Below are 24,522 nucleotides of genomic sequence, written 5' to 3' on the forward strand. Positions count from 1 at the left end.
GGATTGCGGTCAGGACGGGTCGACGGTGGGGGACGCGGCGGCCACCACGGGCGGCGTGGGGGCCGGCTCGGGGCCGGCGGGCGCGGGGCCGGCCTGCGGCCGGAGCGGGCCGTCGCCGGCCAGGAGACGCTCCACGATGGCGGTGCTGTAGTGGCCCTTGCGGAAAGCGGCGTCGTCGAGCACCCGCCGGACGAATCCGATGGTGGTGCGCACCCCGGGGCCGGCGACGTCGAACTCGTCGAGGGCGCGTTCCAGCCGGTCGAGGGCGAGTTCCCGGTCCGGCGCCCAGACCGCCACCTTGGCCAGCAGCGAGTCGTAGTGCGGCCCCACCAGGTAGCCGGCGTAGCCGTGGGTGTCGACCCGGGTGAACGGCCCGCCGGGCGGGGTGAAGCGGTCCAGCCGGCCGGGGGTGGGCGCGAAGTCGCGCTCCGGGTCCTCCGCGTTGACCCGGGCCTCCACCGCCACCCCGCGCAGCCGGACGTCGGACTGCCGCAGGCGCAGCGGCACGCCGGCGGCCACGTGCAACTGCTCGTGCACCAGGTCGATGCCGGTGACCATCTCGGTGACCGGGTGCTCCACCTGGATCCGCGAGTTGATCTCCAGGAAGTGGAACCGCTCGGCGTCGTCGACCAGGAACTCCACCGTGCCGACGCCGGTGAAGCCGACCTCGAGGACGCCGCGCAGGGCGGTCTCGGCGATCGCGTCCAGGGTGGCCGGGCAGAGCGCCGGCGCGGGCGCCTCCTCGACCAGCTTCTGGTGCCGCCGCTGCACCGAGCAGTCCCGGGTGCCCAGGTGCACCCCGTGGCCGTGGGCGTCGCAGAGCACCTGCACCTCGACGTGCCGGGCGTCGGTGAGGTACCGCTCGACGTACACCCGGTCGTCGCCGAACACGGCCTGGGCGTCAGCGCGGGTGCGCGCGTACGCCCGGGCCAGCTCGGTCGGGGTGCGGACCACCCGCATGCCGCGTCCCCCACCGCCGGCCGCCGCCTTGACGATCACCGGATAGCCGACCTCCTCGGCGACCCGGGACGCCTCGGCGAGGGTCGGCAGGGTCCGGACGCTGCCGGCGGGCAGCGGCAGCCCGGCCCGGCGCATCAGCGCCCGGGCGGTGGACTTGTCGGCGAGCGCGGCCATCACGTGCGGTGGCGGGCCGATGAAGGTCAGCCCGTTCTCGGCGCAGATCTCGGCGAAGTCGGCGTCCTCGGAGAGGAACCCGTAGCCGGGGTGCACCGCCTGCGCGCCGGTCTGCCGGGCGGCCTCGACGATGGCGGCGGCGTTGAGGTAGCTGCGCCGGGCCGGCGCCGGGCCGATCCGGACCGCCTCGTCGGCGAGGCGTACGGGCGCGGAGTCGGCATCGGCGGCGGAGTAGACGACGACGGTGCGGATGCCCAGCTCGCGGCAGGCGCGCAGCACCCGCAGCGCGATCTCGCCCCGGTTGGCGATCAGGACCTTGGAGAACATCACCCACCTGCCGGGTCGAGCAGCACGAGCGGCTGGTCGTACTCGACCGGCCGGCCGTCGTCGACCAGGATCTCGACCACCCGACCGGCCCGGTCGGCGGTCACCTCGTTCATCAGCTTCATCGCCTCGACGATCCCCACCACCTGCCCGGGCCGGACCAGGTCACCGACGGCGACGAAGGGTGCGGCGCCGGGCTCCGGCGCCCGGTAGAAGGTGCCGACGATCGGCGCTCGGACGGCGAGCCGACCGGAGTCGTCGGCGGCCGGCGGCGGCGGTGCGGGAGCGGCCGCCGCCCGGGGCGCGGGGGCCGGGGCGGGCCCGGTCGGGGCGGGCGTGGCCGGGTCGTGCCACTCCACCTCCAGGGAGGTCTCGCCGCGGCGCAACCGCACCCGGCGGACCGGGCCGGACAGCTCGGCGACCAGTTCGTGGGCGTGCCGGCGCAACCCGGCCAGCACGGCGTCTGGGTCGCCGGCGCCCGCGCTCACCGCGGCACCGCCACGGGGCCGGTGCGGGCCGCGCCGAAGCGGCGGAAGCGTTGCCGGCGGCACCGGACCAGGGTGGCCGCCGGCACGTCCAGCAGTGGCGCGAGGTTCGCCGCGACGGCCCGCCGCAGCAGCGCCCCGGCCTGCTCCGGGTCGGCGTGCGCACCGCCGGGCGGTTCCGGCACGATCTCGTCGGCGACGCCGAGGCGGCACAGGTCCGGGGCGGTCAGCCGCAACGCCCGGGCCGCCTGCGGGGCGGCCCCGCTGTCCGGCCAGAGGATCGCCGCGCAGCCCTCGGGGCTGATCACCGAGTAGATGGCGTTGCCCAGCATCAGCACCCGGTCGGCTACGGCTAGGGCCAGCGCGCCGCCGCTGCCGCCCTCTCCGGTGATCACCGCGATCACCGGGGTGGGCAGCACGCTGAGGGCAAGGATGTTCTCCGCGATCGCGGCGGCCTGGCCCTGCTGCTCGGCGCTGATCCCGGGGTCGGCGCCGGGGGTGTCGACCAGCGTCACCACCGGCAGGCCGAGCCGGGCGGCCAGTCGCATCAGCCGCAGCGCCTTGCGGTGCCCCGCCGGGCTGGCCATCCCGAAGTTGCGGGCGACCAGCTCCGCGGTGGTGTGGCCCTTCTGGTGGCCGACCACCATCACCGGCCGGCCGTCGAGTCGGGCCAGCCCGCCGACCACCGCCGGGCAGTCCGCGCCGAGCCGGTCGCCGTGCAGCTCGACGAAGCCGTCAAACGCGCTGTCCAGGTAGTCCAGTGTGGTGGGTCGGCCCGGGTGCCGGGCCGCCCGCACGGTGTCCCAGGCGTCGGCCGCCGCGGCCGGTTCCGGTCCGTCGGCCGGTCGCGCCGCGGGCCGCGCCGGCTCCTGCCGGGGTACGACCAGCCGGCCCACCCGGTGCCGCCCGGCGGCCGCCGCGGCGAGCAGCGCGGCCAGCCGGCCGCGCAGCGCCCGCCTCGGCACCACCATGTCGACCTGGCCGTGGCGCAGCAGGAACTCGGCGGTCTGGAACCCCTCGGGCAGGTCGCGCCCGGTGACCTGCTGGATCACCCGCGGCCCGGCGAACCCCATCCGGGCGCCGCTCTCGGCGAGCACCAGGTCGGTGTTGGTGGCGAAGGAGGCGGCCACCCCGCCGTAGGTGGGGTCGGTGACGACGCTGACGGTCAGCAGCCCCGCCTCGCGCAGCCCGGCGATGGCCTGGCTGACCGTGGCCATCTGCATCAGCGACAGCGCGCCCTCCTGCATCCGGGCGCCCCCGGAGGCGGTCACCAGCACCAGCGGCATCGCATCGGCCAGCGCCCGCTCGGCGGCCCGGGTGATCAGCTCACCGACCGCGCAGCCGAGGCTGCCGCCGAGGAAGCGGAAGTCCATCACCGCCAGGGCGAGCGGGTGCCCGCCGATCCGCGCGGTGCCGCAGATCACCGCCTCGTCCAGGCCGCTGCCGGCGCGGGCGGCGGTGAGCCGGTGCGGGTACGGCAGCGCGTCGACGAAGTCGATCGGGTCGACCTCGACGGCCCGATCCGGCAGTGGGACCCAGGTGTCCGGGTCGACCAGCTGGCGCAGCCGCTCCGGCGCGGTCAGCCGGGAGTGCGTGCCGCACTCCGGGCAGACGTCCAGGTTGCGTCGCAGCCGCTTGCGGTAGAGCAGCGACGAGCACCCGCCGCAGCGGCTCCAGAGCTGTTCGTCGGCGCTTGCGGCGGTGGTCATCGCGACCACTTCGCGACGATCAGCGGACGGTCCATGTGCGGCCTCCCCAAGGCATACACCCGGTGCGGTTATCGCCGGGCGCTGACGACACGATCCGGCCGGACGCGTCACCGCGGCGTCACACCGCACCGCCGACCCGACACGTCCAATGGTGACGATCCGTTGACGCAGCCTGTGTAGCCGCTATGGAAGCGCTGTCCAGCGAATGAGCTTCACGTTGAGTCATCACAGTTCAGAGGGGGTTGCACTGGCCGCCATGGACGGTCGCAATGCCGACCCGCCTGTTGACTCTGAGTAATCGAAGTTGGTAACATCCTCCCGTCAGTCCAGCGGACGCGGCGGTGCGACGCCGCCGGGGGCGGGCGCGACTGGCGACAGCGCCGTCGCGGAGCGACCGCGCCGGGGGCACCGGAGTCCGGACCGAATTTCCCGTGCAGGGGGTGCGCCCGTGACCGGTCATGCCAGCACGCCGACGGCCGTGCCGCCACAGGTGTCCCTGCACCTGCTCGGCGGTTTCCGGCTGCTGCACGACGACCGGCCGGTCGTCGTGCCGCGCGGCCTGCAACGGGTCATCGCCCTGATCGGCCTGCGCCCGGGCGCCACCCGCAGCAACCTGGCCGGCCTGCTCTGGCCCGAGGTGCCCGAGGAGCGGGCCCTGTCCTCACTGCGCACCGCCCTGTGGCGGCTGCGCCAGGACCCGTGCTGCCCGCTGCTGGTCAGCGACACCGTCCGCCTCGGCCCGACGGTACGGCTGGACGTGGACGAGTTGGTGACCACCGCCGAGCGGGTCCGCGACGGGGGTGACCCGTGTACCGCCGCCGCCGCGCTCGCCGCCGGCAGCCGCGACCTGCTCCCCGGCTGGTACGACGACTGGGTGCTGCTGGACCGGGAGCGCCTGCGCCAACTCCGCCTGCACATGCTGGAACAGCTCGCCGCCGACCACCTCGCGGCCGGCCGGCACGGCGAGGCGTTGCAGGCGGCGCTGGAGGCGATGGCCGCCGAGCCGCTGCGCGAGACCCCGCACCGGCTGGTGGTGCGGATCCACCTCGCCGAGGGCAACGCCTTCGAGGCGGTGCACGCCTTCTACGTCTACCGGGACCTGCTCCTGCGCGAGCTGCGGCTGGAACCGTCACCGGCGATGTGCGCCCTGCTGGACGAGACCCTGGCCCCGATCCGCACGGCCTCGCCCCGCCCGGTCGCCCCCCGGCCCGCCCGGACCCGGCCCGGGCGCTGAGGCGGCGGCGCTCCGGGCCAGCCGCGACCGTCACCGCCTGCGGTAGTGCCGTGACGACGAGGTGACAGCGCCGCCGACAGAGTGGACCCACCACCGGCGAGAGGGGTCCGATGAGCCGTCTAGTGATCGTCAGCAGGATCATCCCGGGCGCGGAGGGACGGGTCGCCCAGATCTTCGCCGAGTCCGACGCGACCGAACTGCCCGGGCTGACCGGGGTCCGCCACCGGTCGCTGTACTGCCTGCACGACCTCTGCGTACATCTGCTGGAGACCGCCGAGGTGGACACCGGCGCCCTCGCCGACGCTCGCAACCACCCGCTCTACCTCCAGGTCAACGAGCGGCTCTCGGCGCACACCTCGCCGTACCTGCCGACCTGGAGCTCGCCGCGCGACGCGGTCGCGGGCTGCTTCTACCGCTGGGACGCCGCCGACGCGGCGACGCCCCGGGCGCTGCGCTGATCGCGGGACGACCGCGCGCCCACCACGCGACCGGCCACGGCCACGCCGCACGTGCCGGGAGCGAGCCGCCCGGCCGGGCCCGACGACGGCACCTCGTCGTGGCCCGGCCGGGTCCATCGCCGTCGGCATGGCCCCGGGACGGCTCCGCACGCCGGTTTTCCGTACCGTCGGTCATCCCGTCGCCACCCGCCGACACCAGCCGGCCCACCTGCGACGCGGTGTGCCGGTCCTCCCTGTCGCCCCGCGTACCCGTGTGCGAAGCTGCGGCGAGTTTTCTTCGCGACTATTCCGACGTGAGCAAGAGGGAGGTTCGCCGTGCCGTCGAGTTTCGGGCAATGGCTGATCGTGATTTTGGCCCTGCTGGTGGGGCTCGCCGGCGGCTGGGTGCTGCGTGGCCGGCAGGCCACCACCGCCGTACCGCAGGGTCCGTCCATCATGGGTGACGACCCGGTCGTCGGCCTCTCCGAGGAGGAGAAGGCGACCGCCGCGCTGGCCACCGTCGACGCCCCGCAGTCGGAGGCGACCATCGACACCACCCCCACGCCCGCCGCTGTGGTGGACGAGGCGCACCCGCACGACCTGGAGATGCCGCCGGCCGCGGCGTCCCTGGCCGCCAACCACAGCGCCCTGCCCACCGCCGACGACGCCGCGACCGACACGGTCGACGCCCCGGCCGTCGAGACCGAGCCGGTCGCCGTCGAGACGGAAACCCCCGCCGTCGAGACGGAGCCGCTCACCGCCTCCACCGACACCGACCGGGTCGACACCCCCGCCACCGACGTCGACGTGGTGGCCGGCGCCGACGAGGAGCGGGCGGACGACCTGGTTCCCGTGGCGAGCGCCGGCACGGAGTCGACCGCGACCCTCGACGAGGTCGACCGCCCGGCCGACGTTCCGGCGCAGCCGGTCGCCGCCGCATCGGCCGACGAGGTCGTCGAGCCGACCGCGGTCATCCCGGCCCCCCGGGCCGCCGTCGAGGACGAGACGCCGTCCGCCCCGGTGACCGGGGCGGCCGTCGCGTCCGAGGTGGACGCCGCCGCCGGGGACGTCCCGGCGGACGACTTCCGCCGCATCCAGGGCGTCGGGCCGAAGATGGCCGCCGCGCTCCAGGACGCCGGGATCCGCACCTACCGCCAGCTCGCCGAGTTGGACGAGGCGGGGCTGCGCGAGACCATCCGGGCCGCCGGCCTGCGGGCCACCGCGAGCCTGGCCACCTGGCCGCAGCAGGCCAAGCTGCTGGCCGGGGCCACCGCCGAGGCCGACCGGGTGCTGCCGACCCCGACGGGCACGGACGAGCAGGTCTGACGGTGAGGTCCGGGTCGGTGGGAGTGCCAGGCACCCCCACCGGCCCGGCGCGGCGTCCGCGGAGCCGGCCCACGAACGATGGCCGGCGACGCCCGACCCGATCCGGTCAGGACAGGCCGGAATCCTCCTCGAGCACGGCGGCCAGGGCGTGCCGCGCCTCCGCGGCCCGGGCCGGATCCGGGTTCTCCAGGGTGATCAGCGCCTTCCACAGCGCCCAGCCCCGCCCCCGATGCCAGGTCGCCTCGTCGACGGCGAGTGCGGCGCGGAACACCTCGCGGCTCGGCGGGTCGAGGAGGGTCCAGGCGACCGTCAGGTCACAGGCCGGATCCCCCACCCCGCAGGTGCCGAAATCGATCACCGCGGCCAGCCGACCGTCGCAGACCAGCAGGTTGCCGAAGGCCACGTCGCCGTGGAACCACACCAGCGGGCCGGGCCACGTGGACTCCAGCGCCCGGACCCAGATCCGGCTCACCCGCTCCGCGGGGATCCGGTCGCCCAGGGCGTCGATCGCGGCCCGGGTCTCCGCGTCGTACGTCCGCAGTGGCCCGCCCCGCCAGCAGCTGTGCGCACCGGCGGCCGGACCGCCGGCCGGCGCGACGTCGTGCAGGGCGGACAGGAAGCCGGCGAGATCGGCGGCGAACTCCGTGCGGTCGGCGATCCGCTCGACGCGGGCCTGCCGGCCCTCGATCCAGGCGTACACCGACCACGGCAACGGGTAGCCCTCGGCCGGCGCGCCGAGCGCCAGCGGGCTGGGCACCGGCAGCGGCAGCCGCGGCGCGAGGACCGGCAGCCAGCGCTGTTCCTTCGCCACCTGGGACGCGTACCCGGGGGCGCTGGGCAGCCGCACGGTCATCGCATCGCCGAGGTGGAAGGTCCGGTTGTCCCATCCGCCGGCGTCGACGGGGCGTACCGGCAGGTGGGCCCAGCGCGGGAACTGCCCGGCGACCAGCCGGCGGACCAGCGCGACGTCCAACGGCGGGACGGCGTCCGGGGAGGCATCCATCCAGGTCAGCCTCGGCGGCGGGCGGCCGGCGGGCAAGGGCTTTTCCCGTGGCACGGTCATCGACCGGACGGAAAGCATCGAACCGGACGCGGGATGCCGGCCGGCTCGCTACGGTCGGTGATGGGCCGGAGGGTGACCCGTCCCGCCGCCGATCCCGGTCCCGCAGGAGCAGCCCGTGCCGTTCGCCACGCCGGAGCCCTCGGGGAACCAGCCCCGCCCGCCGGTGCGCGAGCCGGACTCAACCCGCCGGGTGACCCTCCTCGAACTCTTCTTCGACCTGGTCTACGTCGTCGCGCTGGCGCTCATCTCCCAGGGCCTGGTCACCGATCTCACCTGGCAGCACGCCGGCCAGTCGCTGATCATGCTGATGGCCATCTGGTGGACCTGGGCGATCACCACCCTGGTCACCGACATGTACGACCCGGACCGCCCGGAGATCAAGCTGCTGATCACCGCGGTGATGTTCGGCGCGCTGCTGATGACCACCGCCATCCCGCACGCGTTCGACACCCGGGGTCTGGTCTTCGCCGGCACGTACGTCGCGATCCACCTGGGCCGGGGCCTGTTCCTGATCCCCACCGTGCGCGCCCACCCGGAGACCCAGCGGCGGGCGGCCCGGATCTTCATCTGGTTCGGCGTCTCCGCCATCCCCTGGATCATGGGCGGCTTCGTCGGCGGGCACGCCCGGGAGGCGCTCTGGGCGGTGGCGCTCGCCATCGACTACGGCGGCTTCCGGCTGGCGTACCCGGTGCCGGGGTTGGGGGTGGTGCCGGAGGCGGCACGCAACGTCACCGCCGAGCACCTGTCGGAGCGCTACCAGCAGTTCTTCATCATCGCCCTGGGTGACGCCATCCTGATCATCGGCACCATGTTCAGCGTCGGCCACCCGGAGGCGGAGAACCTGGCCGCGTTCGCCCTCGCCTTCGTCGGCACCCTGCTGCTCTGGCGGATCTACGTGCACCGCTCCGGCGAACTGCTGCCGCAGGCGATCCGCACCGCCCGCGCGCCCAGCCGGTTCCTGCTCAGCGCCCCGTACACGCACCTGCTGATGGTGGCCGGGGTGGTCACCACCGCCGCGGGCTTCGACCTGGTGCTGCACGAGCCGACGGGGCGTACCCCGCCGTCGTGGGCGGCGGTCGTGCTCGGCGGGCCGGCGCTGTTCCTGGTCGGCCGGGCCGCCTTCGAGTACGAGGTGTTCAGCCGGGTGTCGTTCTCCCGCCCCGGCGGGCTGCTCGCCCTGCTCTGCGTCGCCCCGGCGGTGCTCTTCCTGCCCCCGCTCTTCGCCGCCGCCGCGGCGACCCTGGTGCTCGCCGGGGTGGCGATCGCCGACCACCTGCGCAGCCGGGGGAAGCCACCGGAGGAACCGTCACCGCCGCACTGACCGTTCCGGGACACCGTTTACCCGATTGCCGGGTCTGGGTACAAGGGCGTGACCTCGCACCACCACGACCCGGGAGGCACCCCCCATGCGCGGTACGTCGATTTTCGGAGTCCTTGTCGTCATCTGGCTGCTCATCGGCGCCATCGCCGCCGGTCAGCGCGGCTACTACAGCAACGACGACACCAACTGCGCCGAGGCTGGCACCATCCTGGTGACCATCGTGGCCGGCCCGCTGAACTACATCGGCGCCAACCCGAAGGTCGACTGCAAGCTGCCGGAGCCGTCCAAGTAGAGCCACTCCCCACCGGCCCGCGTCCTTCCCCCGGGGCGCGGGCCTTTTCCTGTCCGCTCCCGATCAGCCCTCGGTCGGCGCCGTCACCACCCCTACGGCGTCCTAGGAGGCTGGGTCATGACTGACGACCGTACCGGTCCTCGGCAGCCGGGCGGAGCCCGGTCGACGCTCGGGCCGGCGTACCCCGGGGTCGACCTGCCGGCGCGGAGCCGGCGGCCGGGCTCAGCCGCCGACGTGGATGCCCGGGCGGCGGGACGGATCCGGCTCGCTCTTGCGGATGATCTCCCGGACCACCGGCGGGGTGTCACCCCGGCCGAGGATCAGGTAGCGCAGCAGGTGGGCGATCGGGTTCCCCTCGGACCACTCGAAGTGCGCGTGCGGGCGCACCCCGGTGGCGTCGCGCAGCGCCAGCAGGATCGCGGCGATGGCGTTGGGCACCGCCGGGCTGCTCGCCCGCAGCACCCGGTACCCGCCGACCTCCACCCCGTGCACCTGCAGCACCTGGCTGAACTCCGACGGGTCGACCACCTCGACCTCCAGGAAGAGCACGTCCGCCGCGCCCGGCACCGGGTTCATGCCCCGCTGCACCCGCTCCTTGACCCGGTACTCCTTCACCGCGCCGCTGTCCCGCTTGTTGGCGATCAGGTGCAGCCGCCCGTCGTGGGCCAGCGAGTCGGCGATGAACCTCCGGGCGGTCTCGTCGAACTCGATCCGCTCGGCGCGCAGCTCGGTGGTGCGGGTGACCCGGGAGATCAGCGACACGGCGACGATGCCGGCGATGAACAGCCCCGAGATGGCCAGCCCGTCCGGCTTCTCGATGACGTTCTCCACCAACGCGTAGAGCAGCACCCCGGTGAGCACCCCGAAGCCGACCGCGGCCACCCGGTGGCCGGCACGGGCCGCCGCGATGGTCACCGCGACCGCCCCGGAGACCATCATCGCCAGGATGCCGGTGGCGTACGCGCCGGCCTGGGCGTTCACGTCGGCCCGGAAGGCCACCGTGATCGCGATGCTGATCAGCGTGTAGACGATCACCACCGGGCGGACCGCCCGGCCCCACTCCGGCGCCATCCCGTACGTCGGCAGGTAGCGCGGCACGATGTTGATCAGGCCGGCCATCGCCGACGCGCCGGCGAACCAGAGGATCAGCACGCTGCTGATGTCGTACACCGTGCCGAACGCCTCGCCCAGGTGCTCGTGGGCCAGCCAGGCCAGCGCCCGGCCGTTCGCCGCGCCACCCGGCTCGAACTCCTCCGGCGGGATCAGCACGGTGGTGACGAAGGTGGTGGCGATCAGGTACACCGACATGATCAACGCGGCGGTGGCGAGCAGTTTGCGGGTGTTGCGGATCCGCGCGGCGAGCCGCTCCTCCCGGTCCGCCCCGTCCCCCTTGATCAGCGGCATCATGCTGACCCCGGTCTCGAAACCGGAGAGGCCGAGGACCAGCAGCGGAAACGCCAGGACGGCCGGACCGAGCAGGTCCCCGACGCCGGTGCCCCGCTCGGTCAACCGGCTCGTCCAGTCCCCCACCACCGACGGGTTCGCGGCGACCTCGGCCAGGCCGGCCACCACGATCACCGCGTTCAGCCCCAGGAAGATCGCGACCAGCGGGATGGCCACGGTGACCGCCTCGCTGAACCCCAGCAGGAACACCCCGCCGAGGATCAGCAGCAGCACCACCGTCACCACCACCGCGGCCAGGGTGCCGTGCGGGAAGGACGCCGGCAGGACCGGGTTCTCCAGCAGGTGCACCGTCGCGTCGGCGGCGGAGAGGGTGATCGTGATGATCCAGGAGGTGGCGACGAAGCCGAGCAGCACCAGGACGAAGATCTTGCCGCGCCAGAACGGCAGCAGCCGCTCCAGCATCGCCACCGAGCCCTGCCCGTGCGGGCTCTCCCGGGCCACCCGCCGGTACATCGGCAGCATGCCCAGCAGGGTCAACGCCACGATCAGCAGGGTGGCCAGCGGGGAGAGCGCGCCGGCGGCCAGCGCCGCGATGCCCGGCAGGTACGACAGCGTGGAGAAGTAGTCGACACCGGTCAGGGCCATCACCTGCCACCACGGGTGGCGCTTCTGGTGCCCCTCCTCGGCCTCCGGACCGACCGGCTGCACCCGGTGCTCGAAGAGCCAGCGTTGCAGGGAACTGCCGGGCGACGGCGGGCGGGCGTGGCTCTCCACGCACGCCGGCATCGACACGGGACCCCGGCGGGTGCGCTCGCCCTGCACAGGATCGCGCGCCTCCCGCAGCGCACGGTCCTGGCCGGCCGCAGCCGTCGTGCCGCGGCGTCCCCGACCCCGCCGCGGTGGTGTCCCGTCCCGCCCGTCCGCCATGCCCGTACCACCCTCCGACCCTGATCCGACCGTAGGCGGTACCCACGGTCGCGCTCGGCGGAACCCCGCAAGCCGGAAGATCGTCCGCGAGCGCGCCGGATCGTACCGCCGACGGGCAGGCGTCAGCCGGGCGGCGGGGCGCCCAGGGCCCGGACCAGCGTGTCCGGGTCGGTGACCGTCACGGTCGCCGCCGGGTGCCGCGGCCAGGCCCGCGGCCCCAGCCCCGGCACGGACTCACGGAACCGGATGCAGACCCCCGCCGCGGTGCTGGTGCCGAAGGTGACCCCGCTGTCGGCCAGCGACAGGTGCGGCCCGACCGCCCGCCACCAGCGGTACGGCCCGGAGGACTCCGCCCCGGCCACGTTGGCCCGGTCGGTGCGCAGCCGCCACGGCCCGTACCGGATCTCCAGCGCCTCGTCGTCGACCACCACCCAGGACGTCTCCGGCCGGACCCCCAACAGCGCCAGCGGCACCCGGAAGGCCGAGTCGAAGCGGAACGCGGACCGGTGCACGGGCATGGGCATGGGCGTACCCGGTGCGGGTCGGCCGACACCCGCCGGCCGGCGCGGGTCCGCATCGCCCGGCGGGTCACGGCGTCGTCGGGCGCCTGTCGCACCCGCCTCAGGCCAGCGCCCGGGTCCAGTCCGCCAGGTGCGCGTCGAGGTGCGCCGCGACGTCCCGCCAGTAGGGACCGTCCACGGCGTGGATCCGGGCCCAGGGCTGCACCCCGTCGCGGGCGCCGTCGCGCAGCAGCGCGAACATCGCCCCGGCCCGGCGGCCGAGCAGCGCGGCGAGCGCCGAGCGGTCCGCAGCCGGCAGGCCGTAGCCGTCGACCAGGGCGCGCAGCCGCCGCGCGGAGTCGGCCACCGGGCGGTCCGGCCGGATGCCCGCCATGGCCTGCGCGGCGTACGCGAGCTCCCACCCACGGGTTCCCGGGCCGGCGCCGTCCCAGTCGATCAGCACCCAGCCGCGCGGGGACCGGACCAGGTTCCACGGCGCCGCGTCGTGGTGGCAGACCAGTTCCTCGCCGTCGGGCGCGATGGGGGTCCGCCACCCCGCCGGGCGCGGCGGCACGAAACCCGCCACCGTGCGGTGCAGGTCGGCCAGCAGCCGGCCGATCGAGGCCAGCTCCGCCAGGGTGTACGTCCCGGAGGTCGGCCCGCACTCCCCCGGCACATACTCCAGCACCTGACGGCCCCGGTCGTCGCGCCCCAGCGGGCGGGGCGCGCCGGTGAAGCCGGCCGCGTGCAGGTGGGCCAGGAGCGCGTCGACATTCTCCGTCCACGGCCCCACCGGGCGCCGGACGGTGTCGCCCACCCGGACCACTCCGGTGGTGACGTTGCCGGTCAGGGGTTGCTCGTCGGTGACCATCGGGCCATCCTGCCCCGCGCGGACGCGTCCCCGCGCCCCGGTTTCCCGGAGCGCGGGGACCCCCCGTCCCGGCTACTGCAGAAACGCCCCCAGCGGCGAGAGCAGCAGCCGGCCGAGCGCCGCGGCGTTGTCGTCCAACCGCGTGCGCTCGCAGTCGCGGGCGTCCGGGTCGTGCCGGCAGCGCCAGATCTTCTGCGCGTTGCGCCAGGCCACGTCTCGGGTGTATTCGACCAGTTCGCCCTGGTACCAGTCGTCGATGTCGCCGTTGAGCATGTCGATGAGCAGTTGCCACCGCTCCAGGTAACCGCGGCGCAGCCCCGGGATCTTGTCGGCGAAGATGTCGTTGATCTTGAGGTAGTCGCGGTGCTGCTCGGTCCCGTCGACCGGCTCGGACTCCAGGTGGTCGAACGTCGTCACCAGGGCGAACGGCAGATCGAAGTTGATGTGCGCGTTCACCCCCGCCGCCGCCGAGGGCAACGGCCGGGCGTCCGGGCCGCTGATCCGCTTGAACAGGCACGACCACGCCTTCGGGGTGGTCGGGCTGGACTCCGTCCACAGCCGCATCGCGTCGAAGTAGCGGGCGGCGAACTCCACGTCGAGCCGGGACAGGAACACCGGATCGGCGAAGTAGTCGTCGTAGAGCCCCTCCAGCACCCGCGTGGTGATGGTCAGGTACAGCCGGTTGAAGTCGGCCAGCGGACAGCTCTGCTCCAACGGAGGCAGCCGCACCAGCAGGTCCTGCAACTTCGTCAGGTGGTCCACCACCGCCGGCACGTCCTCGGGGTGGTCGGCGAGCAGACCGACGATGTCCGCGTGGACCGGGCCCCAGACCGGTTCCGCCATGTCTCCTCCACTGTGGTCGGGGCACCCCCGTGCCGTCTGCGTCCGCTGGACAGCCTTCCAGCGACGCCCCGCCGACCGGATCAGTAGAACGACGTATTCGCGCCGCCGGAGTAGGTATCCCTACTCGGCGCGGTTGCGCAGGTGGATCGCGCTGGCCTGCACCCGGGTACGCACCTGGAGCTTGTCGAAGATGTGCGACACGTGCACCCCGATGGTGCGTTCGCTGATGAACAGCCGCTGGCCGATCTCCCGGTTGGTCAGCCCCTCGGCGACCGCGGCCAGCACCTCGCGTTCCCGGGCGGTCAGCACCGCCAGTTCGTCGCTGGCCGGCTCACCACCGGCCGCCGGCCGGCCCGCGGGCTGGGCCCGTTCGGTCAGCTCCACCCGGGCCCGCCCCGCCAGCATGGTGATCTCGCTGGTCAACGGCACCGCACCGAGCGCCTGGGCCATCTCGTGCGCCTGGCGCAGCAGCCGGCCCGCGGCGACGCTGCGGCCGCGCCGGGCCAGCAGCGCCTCGGCCTGCCGCAGCCGCGAGTACGCCGCCGGATAGGGGTGGTGGCGCTTGTCCCACTCGGCGGCCGACCGGGCCCACAGTTCCGGGTCGCCCGGGCCGTCGAGCCGGCTCAGCTCGGCGGTGCAGAGCGCCAGGAAGCCCTCGGCGTTGAGGCGTACCGGCCGGGCCGCCGTCACGCTCTTCTGCGCCACCCGGTCCACCGCGTCGCGCAGCCGGCGCACCACCGTCTCGTCGACCGGCAGCGTCCGGCAGGCGTACGCCTCCGCCTCGGCCCGCAGCCCGTGCCAGGCCAGCGTGGCCAGCAGCACCACGTCGTCGGAGCGGCTCTCGGTCAGGCCCCGCTGCACCGCCTGGCGGGCCACCTCGTGGCGGCCCTGCCACATGGCCAGCCCGGCCCGCAGGATCAGCATCGGCAGCATGTGCCGGGGCGACCCGCCGCCGGCCAGCATCGTCGCGACCGCCTCCAGGTCCCGGTCGGACGCCTCGACGTCGCCGTACCCGACGGAGAGCCGGCACCGGGCCAGCAGCAGCTCGACGGCGTCCGCGCCCGAGGGCCGGTGGCGCAGCGCGGCGGCGACGACCTTCTCCGCCTCGGCCCACTGCCCGACCCGGAACAGCCCGTTCGTGGCGATGGCCAGCAACCGGGTCTCGTAGGTGCGTCCGAGCCCCAGCTCGGCCACCCGCTCGGCGCCCCGGCGGGCCACCACCACCCCCTCCTCGAGGATGTTCAACGGCCCGGTCAGCAACTCCGCCAGGTGCAGGTATGCGCAGGCCACGTCCTCGGGGCGGCCGGCCCGCTCGGCGGTCTCCAGCGCCCGCCGGACCACCGCGAGGCCGGCGTCCGGGTCCTCCAGGAACGCCTCGCTGAAGCCCAACGCCGAGCTGGCCAGCACCACCTCGGTGGTGCTGCCCTCCACCCGCGCGGCGAGGTCCAACGCCTCCCGGGCCCGCTCCCCCGCGTCGGCGTACCGGCCCAGGTGCAGCAGGAGTTCGGCGAGGTGGGCGGCGGCGGTGGCCCGCTCGCCGGTGGTGCAGTGCGCCGACTCCAGCACGTCTCGGTACTCCGCCTCGGCGGGGGCGGACCGGCCGGCGGCGGCGAGGTAGCGGGCCCGCCGGATGCGCAGCGCGCAGGACGGCTCCTCGCCGTGCGCGGTGGCCAGCTCCTCCAGCAGCGACAGCGCGCGGGCGTGCTCTCCGCACTGGTGGGCCGTCTCCGCGGCGTGCTCCAGCAGCTCCGCCCGGTCGACCGGCGCGGACCCGACTTCCGTGGGGCCGCCGGCCGGGGCGGCGGGCGCGGCGGCCAGCTGCAACGCCGCCGACCAGTGCCGGTGCGCCTCGGCGAAGCCGTGCAGCCGCTCGGCCTCGCGGGCCGCGGCCATCGCCGCCGGCAGCGCCCGGGCCGGCTCGCCGGCCAGCCGCCAGTGGTGCGCCAGCCGGGCCTGGTGCAGCTCCGCCGGCGCCCCGGTGAGCGCCTCGGCGTACCGGCGGTGCAGGGCGGCCCGCTCGGCCGGGAGCAGCTCGTCGGCCAGCACCTCGGCGACGAGCCGGTGCCGCAGCCGGTACCCGTCGTCGGCGGAGACCAGCAGCCGGTGGGCGACCGCCGCCCGGACCGCCTCGATCAGCTCCGCCTCGGGCAGGTCGAGCACCTCGCCCAGCAGCCAGTGCCCGACCGGCTCCACCCCGGCGGCGACGGCGTGCACCACCGTGTGCGCGGGGCGGGGCAGCGCGTCGACCCGGGACAGGAAGATCTCGCGCAGCGTGTCGGAGAGCCCCTCGTGGCCGTCGCGCAGGTCGCGGGCCAACTCCTCGACCACGAACGGGTTGCCGCCGCTGCGCCGCCAGACCTGGTCGGCCGCCTCGGGCGCCAGCGACGCGCCGACGATCGCGGCGGCCAGCCGATCGGTGTCGGCCCGGTCCAGCGGGGCGAGGTCGAGCACCCGGACGGAGCGGAGCCGGCGCAGCTCGGTGAGCACCCGGCGTAGCGGGTGGGCGCCCTGCAACGACTCGGCCCGGACCGCCGCCAGCACCGACAGTTGCAGGTCACCGAGGCCGGCCAGCAGATAGAGCAGCAGCTGCCGGGTGCTCCGGTCGACCCACTGGAGGTCGTCCAGGATCAGCACCAGCGGGCGGCCCTCGGCGATCAGACTCAGCCCGCGGGAGACCCGTTCGAGCAGCGCGCCGGCGCCGTCCGGACCGGCGGTCTCGTCGGCGAACATCCGCAGCAGGCCACGCACGGCCGACGACGTACGCGCCTGGCTGGTGCCGAGCTCGGCGTCGAAGCGACGTAGCGCCTGCAGCACCGGGTGCAGTGGCGAGGCGTCCCCGATGTCCAGACAGGAGCCGGTGAGCACCACCGCTCCCGCGTCCCGCAGCCGTGCCCCCACCTCGTGCAGCAGCCGGGTCTTGCCCATCCCGCTCTCGCCGCTGACGAAGACCGCCGCGGTCTGCCCCGGCCCGAGGTCGTCGAGCAACGCGGCCCGCAGCATCGTCAGCTGGTCGGCACGGCCGACGAGCGGTGCGGTGTCCACATCGCTGGCCATGTCCGCAGCCTAGTCACAGGCCCCCGCACCGTTCTACGGGCTTGATCCGGCTGTGGTACTCCTCGCGTCGACATTGCGACTAAAGGTTGTGGTCGGCCGACATACGTCGTTCGGCAGATCCCCCGTCGGCGGAGGTGGTGACAGTCTCCGGAGGTCGTCAGGCACCACGTTGGGGGGAAGGTGGGTGGAATGCCACTGTCCACGGTCGTCACCGGTCGAAAAGTCGTCGGCGCGACGCCCTGGCCGGTCCCGGAGGAGCGGCGCACGGTCACCGTGCTCTTCGCCGACATCGTCGGCTCCACCGGGCTGACCGAACGGCTCGATCCGGAGGACGTCCGGGCGTTGCAGCGCGCGTACTTCGACACCGTCGCGGGGGTGCTGCGCCGGTGGCAGGGTGTGGTGGAGAAGTACGTCGGCGACGCGGTGATGGCGCTCTTCGGCGCCCGCTCCTCCGACGGCCTGGACGCGTACCGCGCGGTCCGGGCCGGGCTGGAGATCCAGGCCGCGCTGGACCGGCGGGCGATGCCGGGGGGCGTCGCGCTGCGGGTCCGGGTCGGTGTCGCCACCGGCGAGGCGATGGTCGAGCTGGCCGCCGCGCACAACGGCGGGCACGGCGCCGCCAGCGGCGCGGTGACCACCACCGCCGCCCGGTTGCAGGAGTACGCCCCGGCCGGCGGGGTGGTCGTCTGCGCGGCCACCCACCAGGCCACCGCCGGCCTGGTCGACCAGCACTTCCTCGCTCCCGCCGCGCTGGCCGGCAGGACGCTCCCGGCCGACGTGTGGCGGGCGACCGGCCCGGCCCGGCCCCGCCCCACCCGGCACCGGGGTCCGCTGATCGGCCGGCGGCGGGAACTGGCCGCCGCGACCGACCAGCTCGCCCGGGCCGTACGGGAGCACCGGCCGGCCTGGGTCTCCCTGGTCGGCCCGGACGGCGTCGGCCGCAGCCGGCTCCTCGACGAGCTGCGCCGCTCGGTGCGGCAGGTGGACGGCACGCCGGTGCGCTGGTGCGTCGCGCACTGCCCGCCCTACCCGGAGCACGTCCTCGGGCCGGTCGCCGACCTGCTCCGGGAGCTGGCCGGGCTGCGGGTCACCACCTCGGCGGCGGTGGTCCGCCAGCGGCTGGCCGCCCTGGTCGCCGGGACGGTCGCCGCCGGCCGGGCCGGGTCCACGGTCGAGGCGCTGGAGGCGTTGCTGACCGCGCCGGACCGGTCCCCGGCGGCGGTCCGTGGCGCGGCGGCGTTCCGGCACGTGCTGCTGGCGCTGGCCGCCCGGCAGCCGCTGGTGGTGGCGGTCGACGACGTGGACCGGGGAGGGCCGGAGGTCAGCCGTTTCCTGCACACCGTCTTCACCGCCGCCACCGCCCGCGGGCTCCCGCTGGCGGTGCTCGCCACCCACCACCCGCACCGGGCCGACCCGCTGCCCGGACCGGCCGACCGGCACTGCCGGCTGGCGCTGGCGCCGCTGGGTGCGGTGGAGACCGGCCGGTTGCTGCGCGGGCTGCTGCACCGCGCCGGCCGGCCGGCGGCCCTGGCCGGCGGCCTGCTTCCGCTGGTCGCCGGCATGCCGGGGTACGCCGCCGCCTACGTGGCCGCCCTGGCGGCGAGCCCGCCGGCGGCGCCCGTGCCGTCGACCGCTCCGACGGCGGAGCCGACGCTGCCGGAGCCGGTACGCCGAGGAGCGGCCGCCGACCTGGACCGGCTCGACGGTCGGGAGCGCGCGGTGCTGATGGCCGGGGCGACGTTGGGCGGCGACTGCACCGGCCCGGCGGTCGACCGGCTGCTGGGCTGGGAATCGGGCCGCGCGGCGGGGGTGCTGCGTCAGCTCGCCGGGGAGGGCCTGGTCCGGCGGGACCGGCACGGCGGGTACGCCATCCTCGATCCCGCCCTGCGCCGGGTGGCGTACGAGCGGCTGCCCCGGGCGGTGCGCGCCGAGTTCGCCCGACGCGCCGGACGGTCCCGGCCGGCGGCGCCCGCCACCGCGCCCGTGGAATCCGGCGTCGCCGCTCCCCGTCCCGGCCCGAGCGGCCCGGTCCACGCCCCGGTTCCGGCCGCCCGGCCGCACCGGCCCGAGCCGCACCGGCCCGAGCCGCACCGGCCCGAGCCGCACCGGCCCGAGCCGCACCGGCGGCGCACGGTGCTGGCGCCGGTGCGGATGCGTGGGGACGCACCGTTGCGTGGGGACGCACCGTTGCGTGGGGACGCACCGTGGCGCGGAGCCGCCGTCGATCACCACCTGCCGGTCGTCGGCCCACGCCCCGGCCTCGCCGGCCCGGCACGGTCGGTGGCGCCCGCACTCGGCCGCCGGGGGACGCACACCGTCGGTCCACCCGAGGCGCCCGTCGAGTGGCGGGACCCCACGGACGAGCGGGGCCGTCCGGGGGGCCTCGTCGCGCTGGTGGGCGGACGGTCCACCGTGGCCGGTCCGGCCGGGCACGCCCGGGGTGGGTCGGAGCACCGGTCGGGCCGACGCGGCGGCGGGGCGACCGGCCGGGCACTGCTCCGGGCCGCCTGAGCGCACCGACGGCACGTGGCCGACGGCGGGTGGCCCGCCCACCACCACTTCGGCCGCGCCCGCACGGGTCAGGCAGCGGTGCGGCCGTCCGCTGGCGCGGCCAGGAACGCCAGGGACCGTTCCCAGGCCAGCTCGGCGGCCGAGGAGTCGTGGTCCGGCACGTCCGGGTCGGTGAAGAGGTGCCCGGCGCCGAGGTAGCGGAAGACCGACAACCGTGCTCCCGCGCCGGTCATCGCCCGCTGCCAGTCGTCGACCTCGTCCTGCGGCTCGTACTCGTCGGGGTCGGCCAGGTGCAGCTGCACCGGCAGCCCGGGCCGGACGGCCGCCGGATCCCCGCCGGTGCCGTGCAGCAGCAGCAGGCCCGCCGCGTGCGGGCGGTCGGCCAGCACGGCGCCGGCCACCCCGGCCCCCATCGACCAACCCGCGAGCACCGTCTCCGGCGGCAACGGGGCGACCGCGGCCCGGGCTCGGCGCAGCACCTCGTCGCGGCCCACCTTCTCCAACAGGGCGAAGCCCTCCTCGACCGTGTCCACCGGCGGCTCGCCGTACAGGTCGGGGGTGGTCACCCGGTGACCGGCGGCGCGCAGCCGGTCGGCGGCGGCCGGCACGGCGGGGCGTAGCCCGTAGACCGAGTGGAAGAGCGCGATGTGTCCCATCCGCCCATCGTGCCGCAGACCCCCGACGGAGTTCCGGAGCCGCGCGGTCAGCCGTCCTCGCGGCCGGCCAGGGTACGGCTGCGCCCCCGGAACTCGGCCACCACCTCGTCGCCCCGCGAGACGGTGACGTCGTAGATGCCGCTGCGGCCGTAGCGGGTGCGTTCGGTGGCGCGGGCGGTCAGCAGGTCGCCCTCGCGGACCGGACGGAGGAAGCTGATCTCCCCACCGGCGGCGACGGTGACCGGGCCGTGGCTGTTGCAGGCCAGCGCGAAGGCCGTGTCGGCGAGCAGGAAGACGAAGCCGCCGTGGCCGATCGCGTGGCCGTTGAGCATCGCCGCGGTGACCCGCATCCGGGCCACCGCCGCCCCGTCGCCGGCCTCGACCAGCTCGATGCCGAGCGCGCGGGAGGCCACGTCCGCGTCGAACATGTCGTGCGCCGCCGTCCGTCCCGGCGACACCGCGCCGTCACGCCCCACCTCAACCCGCCCGGCGCTGGTCGACGATCCGCCGCATCTTGCCCATCGAGCGCTCCACCCCGTCCGGCTCGATCACCTCGACCGCGATGCTCACCCCGATGGTGTTCTTCACCAGCTCGACCAGGGCCGCGCCGGCCCGGGCGGCCGACTCCGGGACGACCCCGGCGCGGCGTTCCACCCGGACCGTCAGGGTGTCCATCCGGCCCTGCCGGTCCAGCACGCACTGGAAGTGCGGGGAGAGCTGCGGGGTACGCAGGATGAGTTCCTCGATCTGGGTGGGGAAGACGTTCACCCCACGGACGATCATCATGTCGTCGGTCCGGCCGGTGATCTTCTCGATCCGGCGCATCGGCCGGGCGGTGCCGGGCAGCAGGCGGGTGAGGTCGCGGGTGCGGTAGCGGACGACCGGCATCGCCTCCTTGGTCAGCGAGGTCAGCACCAGTTCGCCCCGCTCACCGTCGGGCAGCACCTCCCCGGTCACCGGGTCGATGATCTCCGGGTAGAAGTGGTCCTCCCAGAGGTGCAGGCCGTCCTTGGTCTCCACGCACTCGTTGGCCACCCCGGGGCCCATCACCTCGGACAGGCCATAGATGTCCACCGCGTGCATGTCGAGGCGCTGCTCCATCTCCCGGCGCATGTCCTCGGTCCACGGCTCCGCGCCGAAGATGCCGACCTGCAGCGAGGTGGCGCGCGGGTCGACGCCCTGCCGCTCCATCTCGTCCACGATGGCCAGCATGTAGCTGGGGGTGACCATGATGACCTCGGGCGCGAAGTCCCGGATCAGCATCACCTGCCGCTCGGTCATCCCCCCGGAGACCGGGATGACCGTGCAGCCCAGCTCCTCGGCGCCGTAGTGCGCGCCCAGCCCGCCGGTGAACAGGCCGTAGCCGTACGCCACGTGCACCCGGTCGCCGGGCCGGCCGCCGGAGGCGCGGATCGACCGGGCCATCAGCCGGGCCCAGGTCCGCAGGTCCTCCTTCGTGTAGCCGACCACCGTGGGTCGGCCGGTGGTGCCGGAGGAGGCGTGCAGCCGGGCGATCCGCTCGCGCGGCACGGCGAACATGCCGAAGGGGTAGTTCTCCCGCAGCTCGGCCTTGCCGGTGAACGGGAACCGGGACAGGTCGGCCAGCTCCCGGCAGTCGTCCGGGTGCACGCCGCGCGCCTCGAACGCCCGGCGGTAGTGCGGCACGTTGTCGTACGCGTGCCGCAGCGACCAGCGCAGCCGGTCCAGTTGCAACGCCCGCAGCTCGTCGACGCCCACCCGCTCGACGGGTTCCAGCTCCTCCGGCGCGGGGGTGCGGTCCTGCACGATGCCTCCTGCGGTCGTCGCCGACGACCGGGACCCACGCCGGCCGCCGTGCGTACCGTACGCCCGTACCGGGTCGCCCACCAGCTCAGGCGGTACGGGATAGCCTGCCGCCGATGGCCACGCACCGGCACGGCAGAATGTCGCAGAGTCACGACGGCACGGGGAGGGCGACGATGACGCGGACCGACATGGCAGCGGCGACGAGCGGCGGCACGCCGACCCGTGAGCGCCGGGAGGTGCGCCCGGCGAGCCGACGGGACGACCTGATCACCGTCCTGTTCGGAGCGTGCCTGGTGGGCGGGGCGCTCTCCGACGGGTGGGCGCACGTCAACATCGTCGCGACCATCGAGGGGTTCTTCACCCCGTGGCACGGCCTGCTGTACGCCGGGTTCGCCGCCACCGCCGCCTGGACGTGCTGGCTGGCGTACCAGCGGCGGGACGTCGCACCCCGCTGGTGGCGGGACGGCTGGCCGGCGGGCTACCGGGTCGGCGCGCTCGGCATCATGGTCTTCTTCGTCGGTGGCCTGGCCGACATGACCTGGCACGAGACGCTGGGGGTGGAGGTCGGCCTGGACGCGGCGTTCAGCCCCAGCCACCTGCTCATCGACGGTGGCGCCGTGCTGCTGCTGACCAGCCCGCTGCGGTCGTGGTGGGCAAGCCGGGAGGGGGGCCTGCGGTCATGCACCGGGGTGGCCTCGCTGACGCTCGGCGCGATGGCGACGACCATCCTGCTCAGCCACTCCACCGCCTTCCTCAGCGCCGCCGCCACCCGCCCGATCGGCCCGGACGGGTTCCAGCAGGCGGCCATCCTCGGCGTCGACGCGTACCTGGTCAGCACGGTGGCGCTCGGCGCGCCGTTCCTGCTGGCCCACCGGCGGCGGGCGACCCCGGGCGCGGCGACCGCGCTGGTCGCCGGGGTGGCGCTGTTCTGCATGGTGATGTTCGAGTTTCCCGGGCCGCAGGCGTGGGCCGCGGTGACCGCCGTGGTCGGCGCCGCCGTGGTCGACCTGGTGCTGGTCCGGCTCGACGCGGTGCGCGGCCCGGACGCGACGCTGCGGCTGCCGATCGCCGGCGCGGTCTTCGCCGCGCTGGTCTGGGGCGGGCACCTGGCGGGCCTGGCCCTGGTTGACGGGATCGGCTGGACGCCCGAGGTGTCCGGCGGCATCGTCACGCTGACCGCGATCGAGGGTGCGCTGCTCGGCGGGCTGGCCACCCGGCCGCTGCCGGCCGACCCGGCGCCCCGCGGCACCGCCTGAGCCGCACGCGTACCCCGCCGGGGCCGCCCCCTGCGGCCCGGAGGGGGTACGCGCTCAGACCGTCACGGGTTCTCCGGGTCCAGGTTCCGCTCGCGCAGCAACGCGTCGAGCTTGGCCTCGATGCGCTCGTCGGACTCGCGGGACTGCGACGAACCCCAGTAGTAGAAGAGCGCCAGCCCGGCGGCCTGCCAGATCAGCTGGAGGAACTCCGACTGCCAGTTCTCCAGGGTGCTGGCGAGGAACTGGGGCAGGAACTCGCTCCAGGCGAAGGACTGCCCGTGCTGGCTGGCCTCGTTGCTCTCCACGACCATCTGGAAAAAGAACTGGCCGATCCAGGAGAAGACGAAGAGCGCGCCGGTGACCAGCGCGAACGCGTACGCCTTCGGCCAGCGCGGCTTGCGGAACGGTGGCCCGTCGGGCCGGCGCGCGGCGCCGGTGGATCCCTTCGCGGAGCGACCGTTCGACGCCCGCGTCCCGGCCGAGGTGCTGCCTGCCACCATCACGAACCCCCTCTCGACGCATGTTTCTCGCGGCGGGATGTGCCCCGGCGGGAGCGGGCCAAAACGACGCAGCCGGCGACCGGCGGCCCCGCCCACCGAATCGACGCAACCGGGCGGCTGCGGCTGGGCGCCTGATCAGCGGCGGTGGAGTCGGGCGGAAGGTCAGCGGGCGGGCGCGGGCAGCCGGTGCAGCGCGGCCACCAGTGGCGCCAGCTCGGGAGTGCGCTCACCCTCGGTGAGGGCGTCGGCGAGGACCCGGTCGTGGGTGGGCCGGGCCCGGGCGAGCAGCTCCGAGCCGGCCGGGGTCAGCTCGGTGTAGATGCCCCGCCGGTCGTCCTGGCAGAGGATCCGGGTGAGCAGGCCGCGCTCCTCCAGCCGGGTGACCAGCCGGGTGGTGGCGCTGCCCGAGAGCGCGGCGGCACGGGCCAGCTGCCGCATCCGCATGTGCCAGCCGTGCTGCCGGGAGAGCGCGTCGCCCACCAGGCCCCGACCCTGGCCTCCGGCGCCAACATCGCCGCCTTCAACCTCGGCAACGCGCTGGGCGCCTGGATCGGCGGGGTCACCATCAGCGCCGGGCTCGGCTACACCTCGCCGATCTGGGCCGGCGCCGGGCTCACCCTGGCCGGCCTCGGCGTCCTGCTCGCCGCCGCCCGGCTCGCCCGCCGTCGGGAGGCCGTCCGCACCGAGGACCGCGACCTGGCCGCCACCGCGGCCTGACGGTCCCCACGCGACGGAACGCAGGGGCCCGGTCGACGCGGTCGGCGGACCAGGATCGGCCGACGGCGGGCCCGACTATGCTCGCGGTCGGATCCGGTGGTGGGGCCCACCGTCCCGGCGCCGACCGGGAGAACCGCGCACACCGCGCCGACGGTCCCTGCCAGTGACCGCGT

At 75.2% G+C, this 24,522-nt stretch carries 22 protein-coding genes; 8 read left to right on the plus strand and 14 right to left on the minus strand.

Features of this window, described 5'->3' with window-relative positions; all coding sequences use genetic code 11:
* Positions 1 to 9: 9 nt before the first annotated feature.
* From AC5RWQ_RS06085 to AC5RWQ_RS06095, 3 genes are read right to left on the minus strand one after another with little or no spacing between them, the layout of a single operon-like run.
* Positions 10 to 1,461: an acetyl-CoA carboxylase biotin carboxylase subunit gene (locus AC5RWQ_RS06085; RefSeq protein WP_494281745.1), complete on the minus strand. Its 1,452-nt coding sequence runs from the start codon at positions 1,459 to 1,461 to the stop codon at positions 10 to 12.
* Positions 1,461 to 1,946 carry an acetyl-CoA carboxylase biotin carboxyl carrier protein gene (gene accB / locus AC5RWQ_RS06090; RefSeq protein WP_494281746.1) on the minus strand — a complete coding sequence of 162 codons (486 nt, stop codon included), beginning with the start codon at positions 1,944 to 1,946 and terminating at the stop codon, positions 1,461 to 1,463. Before accB ends, AC5RWQ_RS06085 begins: the two co-directional genes overlap by 1 nt.
* Positions 1,943 to 3,652: an acetyl-CoA carboxylase carboxyltransferase subunit alpha gene (locus tag AC5RWQ_RS06095; RefSeq protein WP_494281747.1), complete on the minus strand. Its 1,710-nt coding sequence runs from the start codon at positions 3,650 to 3,652 to the stop codon at positions 1,943 to 1,945. The genes accB and AC5RWQ_RS06095 overlap by 4 nt, the downstream gene beginning before the upstream one ends.
* Before the next feature lie 448 nt (positions 3,653 to 4,100).
* Between AC5RWQ_RS06095 and AC5RWQ_RS06100 the strand changes: the two genes are divergently transcribed.
* From AC5RWQ_RS06100 to AC5RWQ_RS06110, 3 genes are all read left to right on the plus strand, one after another.
* Positions 4,101 to 4,886 (plus strand): AfsR/SARP family transcriptional regulator, encoded by a 786-nt coding sequence (locus AC5RWQ_RS06100; RefSeq protein ID WP_494281748.1) that lies wholly within the window; start codon positions 4,101 to 4,103, stop codon positions 4,884 to 4,886.
* A gap of 110 nt (positions 4,887 to 4,996) precedes the next feature.
* Positions 4,997 to 5,344: a TcmI family type II polyketide cyclase gene (locus tag AC5RWQ_RS06105; protein ID WP_494281749.1), complete on the plus strand. Its 348-nt coding sequence runs from the start codon at positions 4,997 to 4,999 to the stop codon at positions 5,342 to 5,344.
* A gap of 315 nt (positions 5,345 to 5,659) precedes the next feature.
* Positions 5,660 to 6,649, plus strand: coding sequence for a helix-hairpin-helix domain-containing protein (locus AC5RWQ_RS06110; RefSeq protein ID WP_494281750.1), 990 nt, complete (start codon positions 5,660 to 5,662; stop codon positions 6,647 to 6,649).
* A gap of 106 nt (positions 6,650 to 6,755) precedes the next feature.
* Here the strand turns inward: AC5RWQ_RS06110 and AC5RWQ_RS06115 are convergent, their stop codons facing one another.
* Entirely contained in the window at positions 6,756 to 7,652 is an 897-nt protein-coding gene (locus AC5RWQ_RS06115; RefSeq protein WP_494281751.1) for an aminoglycoside phosphotransferase family protein, read from the minus strand.
* A 175-nt stretch (positions 7,653 to 7,827) separates the two neighbouring features.
* Here AC5RWQ_RS06115 and AC5RWQ_RS06120 point away from each other — a divergent pair, with 175 nt between their 5' ends.
* On the plus strand, positions 7,828 to 9,033 hold the full coding sequence (locus tag AC5RWQ_RS06120) for a low temperature requirement protein A (RefSeq protein WP_494281752.1): 1,206 nt from the start codon (positions 7,828 to 7,830) through the stop codon (positions 9,031 to 9,033).
* Between the two features lie 85 nt (positions 9,034 to 9,118).
* Complete coding sequence (locus AC5RWQ_RS06125; protein ID WP_088961651.1) at positions 9,119 to 9,325, plus strand: hypothetical protein; 207 nt, start codon at positions 9,119 to 9,121, stop codon at positions 9,323 to 9,325.
* Positions 9,326 to 9,547: 222 nt separating this feature from the next.
* Here the strand turns inward: AC5RWQ_RS06125 and AC5RWQ_RS06130 are convergent, their stop codons facing one another.
* From AC5RWQ_RS06130 to AC5RWQ_RS06150, 5 genes are all read right to left on the minus strand, one after another.
* Positions 9,548 to 11,656, minus strand: a complete 2,109-nt coding sequence (locus AC5RWQ_RS06130; protein WP_494281753.1) for an APC family permease — start codon at positions 11,654 to 11,656, stop codon at positions 9,548 to 9,550.
* A gap of 122 nt (positions 11,657 to 11,778) precedes the next feature.
* Positions 11,779 to 12,174 carry a hypothetical protein gene (locus AC5RWQ_RS06135; protein ID WP_494281754.1) on the minus strand — a complete coding sequence of 132 codons (396 nt, stop codon included), beginning with the start codon at positions 12,172 to 12,174 and terminating at the stop codon, positions 11,779 to 11,781.
* A gap of 103 nt (positions 12,175 to 12,277) precedes the next feature.
* Positions 12,278 to 13,027 carry a phosphotransferase gene (locus AC5RWQ_RS06140; RefSeq protein ID WP_494281755.1) on the minus strand — a complete coding sequence of 250 codons (750 nt, stop codon included), beginning with the start codon at positions 13,025 to 13,027 and terminating at the stop codon, positions 12,278 to 12,280.
* A gap of 72 nt (positions 13,028 to 13,099) precedes the next feature.
* Positions 13,100 to 13,870, minus strand: coding sequence for a DUF5995 family protein (locus AC5RWQ_RS06145; RefSeq protein ID WP_494281756.1), 771 nt, complete (start codon positions 13,868 to 13,870; stop codon positions 13,100 to 13,102).
* A gap of 120 nt (positions 13,871 to 13,990) precedes the next feature.
* Positions 13,991 to 16,924: a helix-turn-helix transcriptional regulator gene (locus AC5RWQ_RS06150; RefSeq protein WP_494281757.1), complete on the minus strand. Its 2,934-nt coding sequence runs from the start codon at positions 16,922 to 16,924 to the stop codon at positions 13,991 to 13,993.
* Between the two features lie 189 nt (positions 16,925 to 17,113).
* Between AC5RWQ_RS06150 and AC5RWQ_RS06155 the strand changes: the two genes are divergently transcribed.
* Positions 17,114 to 19,435 (plus strand): AAA family ATPase, encoded by a 2,322-nt coding sequence (locus AC5RWQ_RS06155; RefSeq protein ID WP_494281758.1) that lies wholly within the window; start codon positions 17,114 to 17,116, stop codon positions 19,433 to 19,435.
* 68 nt (positions 19,436 to 19,503) lie between these two features.
* Here the strand turns inward: AC5RWQ_RS06155 and AC5RWQ_RS06160 are convergent, their stop codons facing one another.
* Genes AC5RWQ_RS06160 through paaK form a run of 3 tightly spaced genes read right to left on the minus strand, consistent with a single transcriptional unit; the run spans position 19,504 to position 21,876 of the window.
* A complete protein-coding gene (locus AC5RWQ_RS06160; protein ID WP_494281759.1) occupies positions 19,504 to 20,091 on the minus strand; it encodes a dienelactone hydrolase family protein in 588 nt (195 codons plus the stop codon).
* Positions 20,092 to 20,138: 47 nt separating this feature from the next.
* The gene (gene paaI, locus AC5RWQ_RS06165; protein WP_494281760.1) at positions 20,139 to 20,519 is read right to left on the minus strand and encodes a hydroxyphenylacetyl-CoA thioesterase PaaI; all 381 of its coding nucleotides are present in this window, start codon (positions 20,517 to 20,519) and stop codon (positions 20,139 to 20,141) included.
* Between the two features lie 49 nt (positions 20,520 to 20,568).
* On the minus strand, positions 20,569 to 21,876 hold the full coding sequence (gene paaK / locus AC5RWQ_RS06170; RefSeq protein ID WP_494281761.1) for a phenylacetate--CoA ligase PaaK: 1,308 nt from the start codon (positions 21,874 to 21,876) through the stop codon (positions 20,569 to 20,571).
* A 173-nt stretch (positions 21,877 to 22,049) separates the two neighbouring features.
* On the opposite strand from paaK, the gene AC5RWQ_RS06175 reads away from it, so the two are divergent.
* Complete coding sequence (locus tag AC5RWQ_RS06175; RefSeq protein WP_494281762.1) at positions 22,050 to 23,132, plus strand: hypothetical protein; 1,083 nt, start codon at positions 22,050 to 22,052, stop codon at positions 23,130 to 23,132.
* Positions 23,133 to 23,194: 62 nt separating this feature from the next.
* Here AC5RWQ_RS06175 and AC5RWQ_RS06180 read toward each other — a convergent pair whose 3' ends face one another.
* Both AC5RWQ_RS06180 and AC5RWQ_RS06185 read right to left on the minus strand, forming a co-directional pair.
* Positions 23,195 to 23,632, minus strand: a complete 438-nt coding sequence (locus AC5RWQ_RS06180; protein WP_494281763.1) for a DUF6766 family protein — start codon at positions 23,630 to 23,632, stop codon at positions 23,195 to 23,197.
* Between the two features lie 162 nt (positions 23,633 to 23,794).
* Positions 23,795 to 24,076, minus strand: coding sequence for a MarR family winged helix-turn-helix transcriptional regulator (locus AC5RWQ_RS06185; protein ID WP_494281764.1), 282 nt, complete (start codon positions 24,074 to 24,076; stop codon positions 23,795 to 23,797).
* 9 nt (positions 24,077 to 24,085) lie between these two features.
* On the opposite strand from AC5RWQ_RS06185, the gene AC5RWQ_RS06190 reads away from it, so the two are divergent.
* Positions 24,086 to 24,349 (plus strand): hypothetical protein, encoded by a 264-nt coding sequence (locus AC5RWQ_RS06190; RefSeq protein ID WP_494281765.1) that lies wholly within the window; start codon positions 24,086 to 24,088, stop codon positions 24,347 to 24,349.
* The last annotated feature ends 173 nt before the right edge of the window (positions 24,350 to 24,522 follow it).

This window comes from Micromonospora sp. BS32 (assembly GCF_059089345.1).

Excerpts from the sequence above, each read along its gene's own strand:
- AC5RWQ_RS06155 (WP_494281758.1), top strand. The coding sequence starts at position 17,114 with ATGCCACTGTCCACGGTCGTCACCGGTCGAAAAGTCGTCGGCGCGACG.
- AC5RWQ_RS06150 (WP_494281757.1), bottom strand. The coding sequence starts at position 16,924 with ATGGCCAGCGATGTGGACACCGCACCGCTCGTCGGCCGTGCCGACCAG.
- AC5RWQ_RS06145 (WP_494281756.1), bottom strand. The coding sequence starts at position 13,870 with ATGGCGGAACCGGTCTGGGGCCCGGTCCACGCGGACATCGTCGGTCTG.
- AC5RWQ_RS06085 (WP_494281745.1), bottom strand. The coding sequence starts at position 1,461 with ATGTTCTCCAAGGTCCTGATCGCCAACCGGGGCGAGATCGCGCTGCGG.
- AC5RWQ_RS06135 (WP_494281754.1), bottom strand. The coding sequence starts at position 12,174 with ATGCCCGTGCACCGGTCCGCGTTCCGCTTCGACTCGGCCTTCCGGGTG.
- AC5RWQ_RS06180 (WP_494281763.1), bottom strand. The coding sequence starts at position 23,632 with ATGGTGGCAGGCAGCACCTCGGCCGGGACGCGGGCGTCGAACGGTCGC.
- AC5RWQ_RS06160 (WP_494281759.1), bottom strand. The coding sequence starts at position 20,091 with ATGGGACACATCGCGCTCTTCCACTCGGTCTACGGGCTACGCCCCGCC.
- AC5RWQ_RS06140 (WP_494281755.1), bottom strand. The coding sequence starts at position 13,027 with ATGGTCACCGACGAGCAACCCCTGACCGGCAACGTCACCACCGGAGTG.
- AC5RWQ_RS06130 (WP_494281753.1), bottom strand. The coding sequence starts at position 11,656 with ATGGCGGACGGGCGGGACGGGACACCACCGCGGCGGGGTCGGGGACGC.
- AC5RWQ_RS06125 (WP_088961651.1), top strand. The coding sequence starts at position 9,119 with ATGCGCGGTACGTCGATTTTCGGAGTCCTTGTCGTCATCTGGCTGCTC.
- AC5RWQ_RS06175 (WP_494281762.1), top strand. The coding sequence starts at position 22,050 with ATGACGCGGACCGACATGGCAGCGGCGACGAGCGGCGGCACGCCGACC.
- AC5RWQ_RS06095 (WP_494281747.1), bottom strand. The coding sequence starts at position 3,652 with ATGACCACCGCCGCAAGCGCCGACGAACAGCTCTGGAGCCGCTGCGGC.
- AC5RWQ_RS06105 (WP_494281749.1), top strand. The coding sequence starts at position 4,997 with ATGAGCCGTCTAGTGATCGTCAGCAGGATCATCCCGGGCGCGGAGGGA.
- paaI (WP_494281760.1), bottom strand. The coding sequence starts at position 20,519 with ATGTTCGACGCGGACGTGGCCTCCCGCGCGCTCGGCATCGAGCTGGTC.
- AC5RWQ_RS06115 (WP_494281751.1), bottom strand. The coding sequence starts at position 7,652 with ATGGATGCCTCCCCGGACGCCGTCCCGCCGTTGGACGTCGCGCTGGTC.
- AC5RWQ_RS06185 (WP_494281764.1), bottom strand. The coding sequence starts at position 24,076 with ATGCGGATGCGGCAGCTGGCCCGTGCCGCCGCGCTCTCGGGCAGCGCC.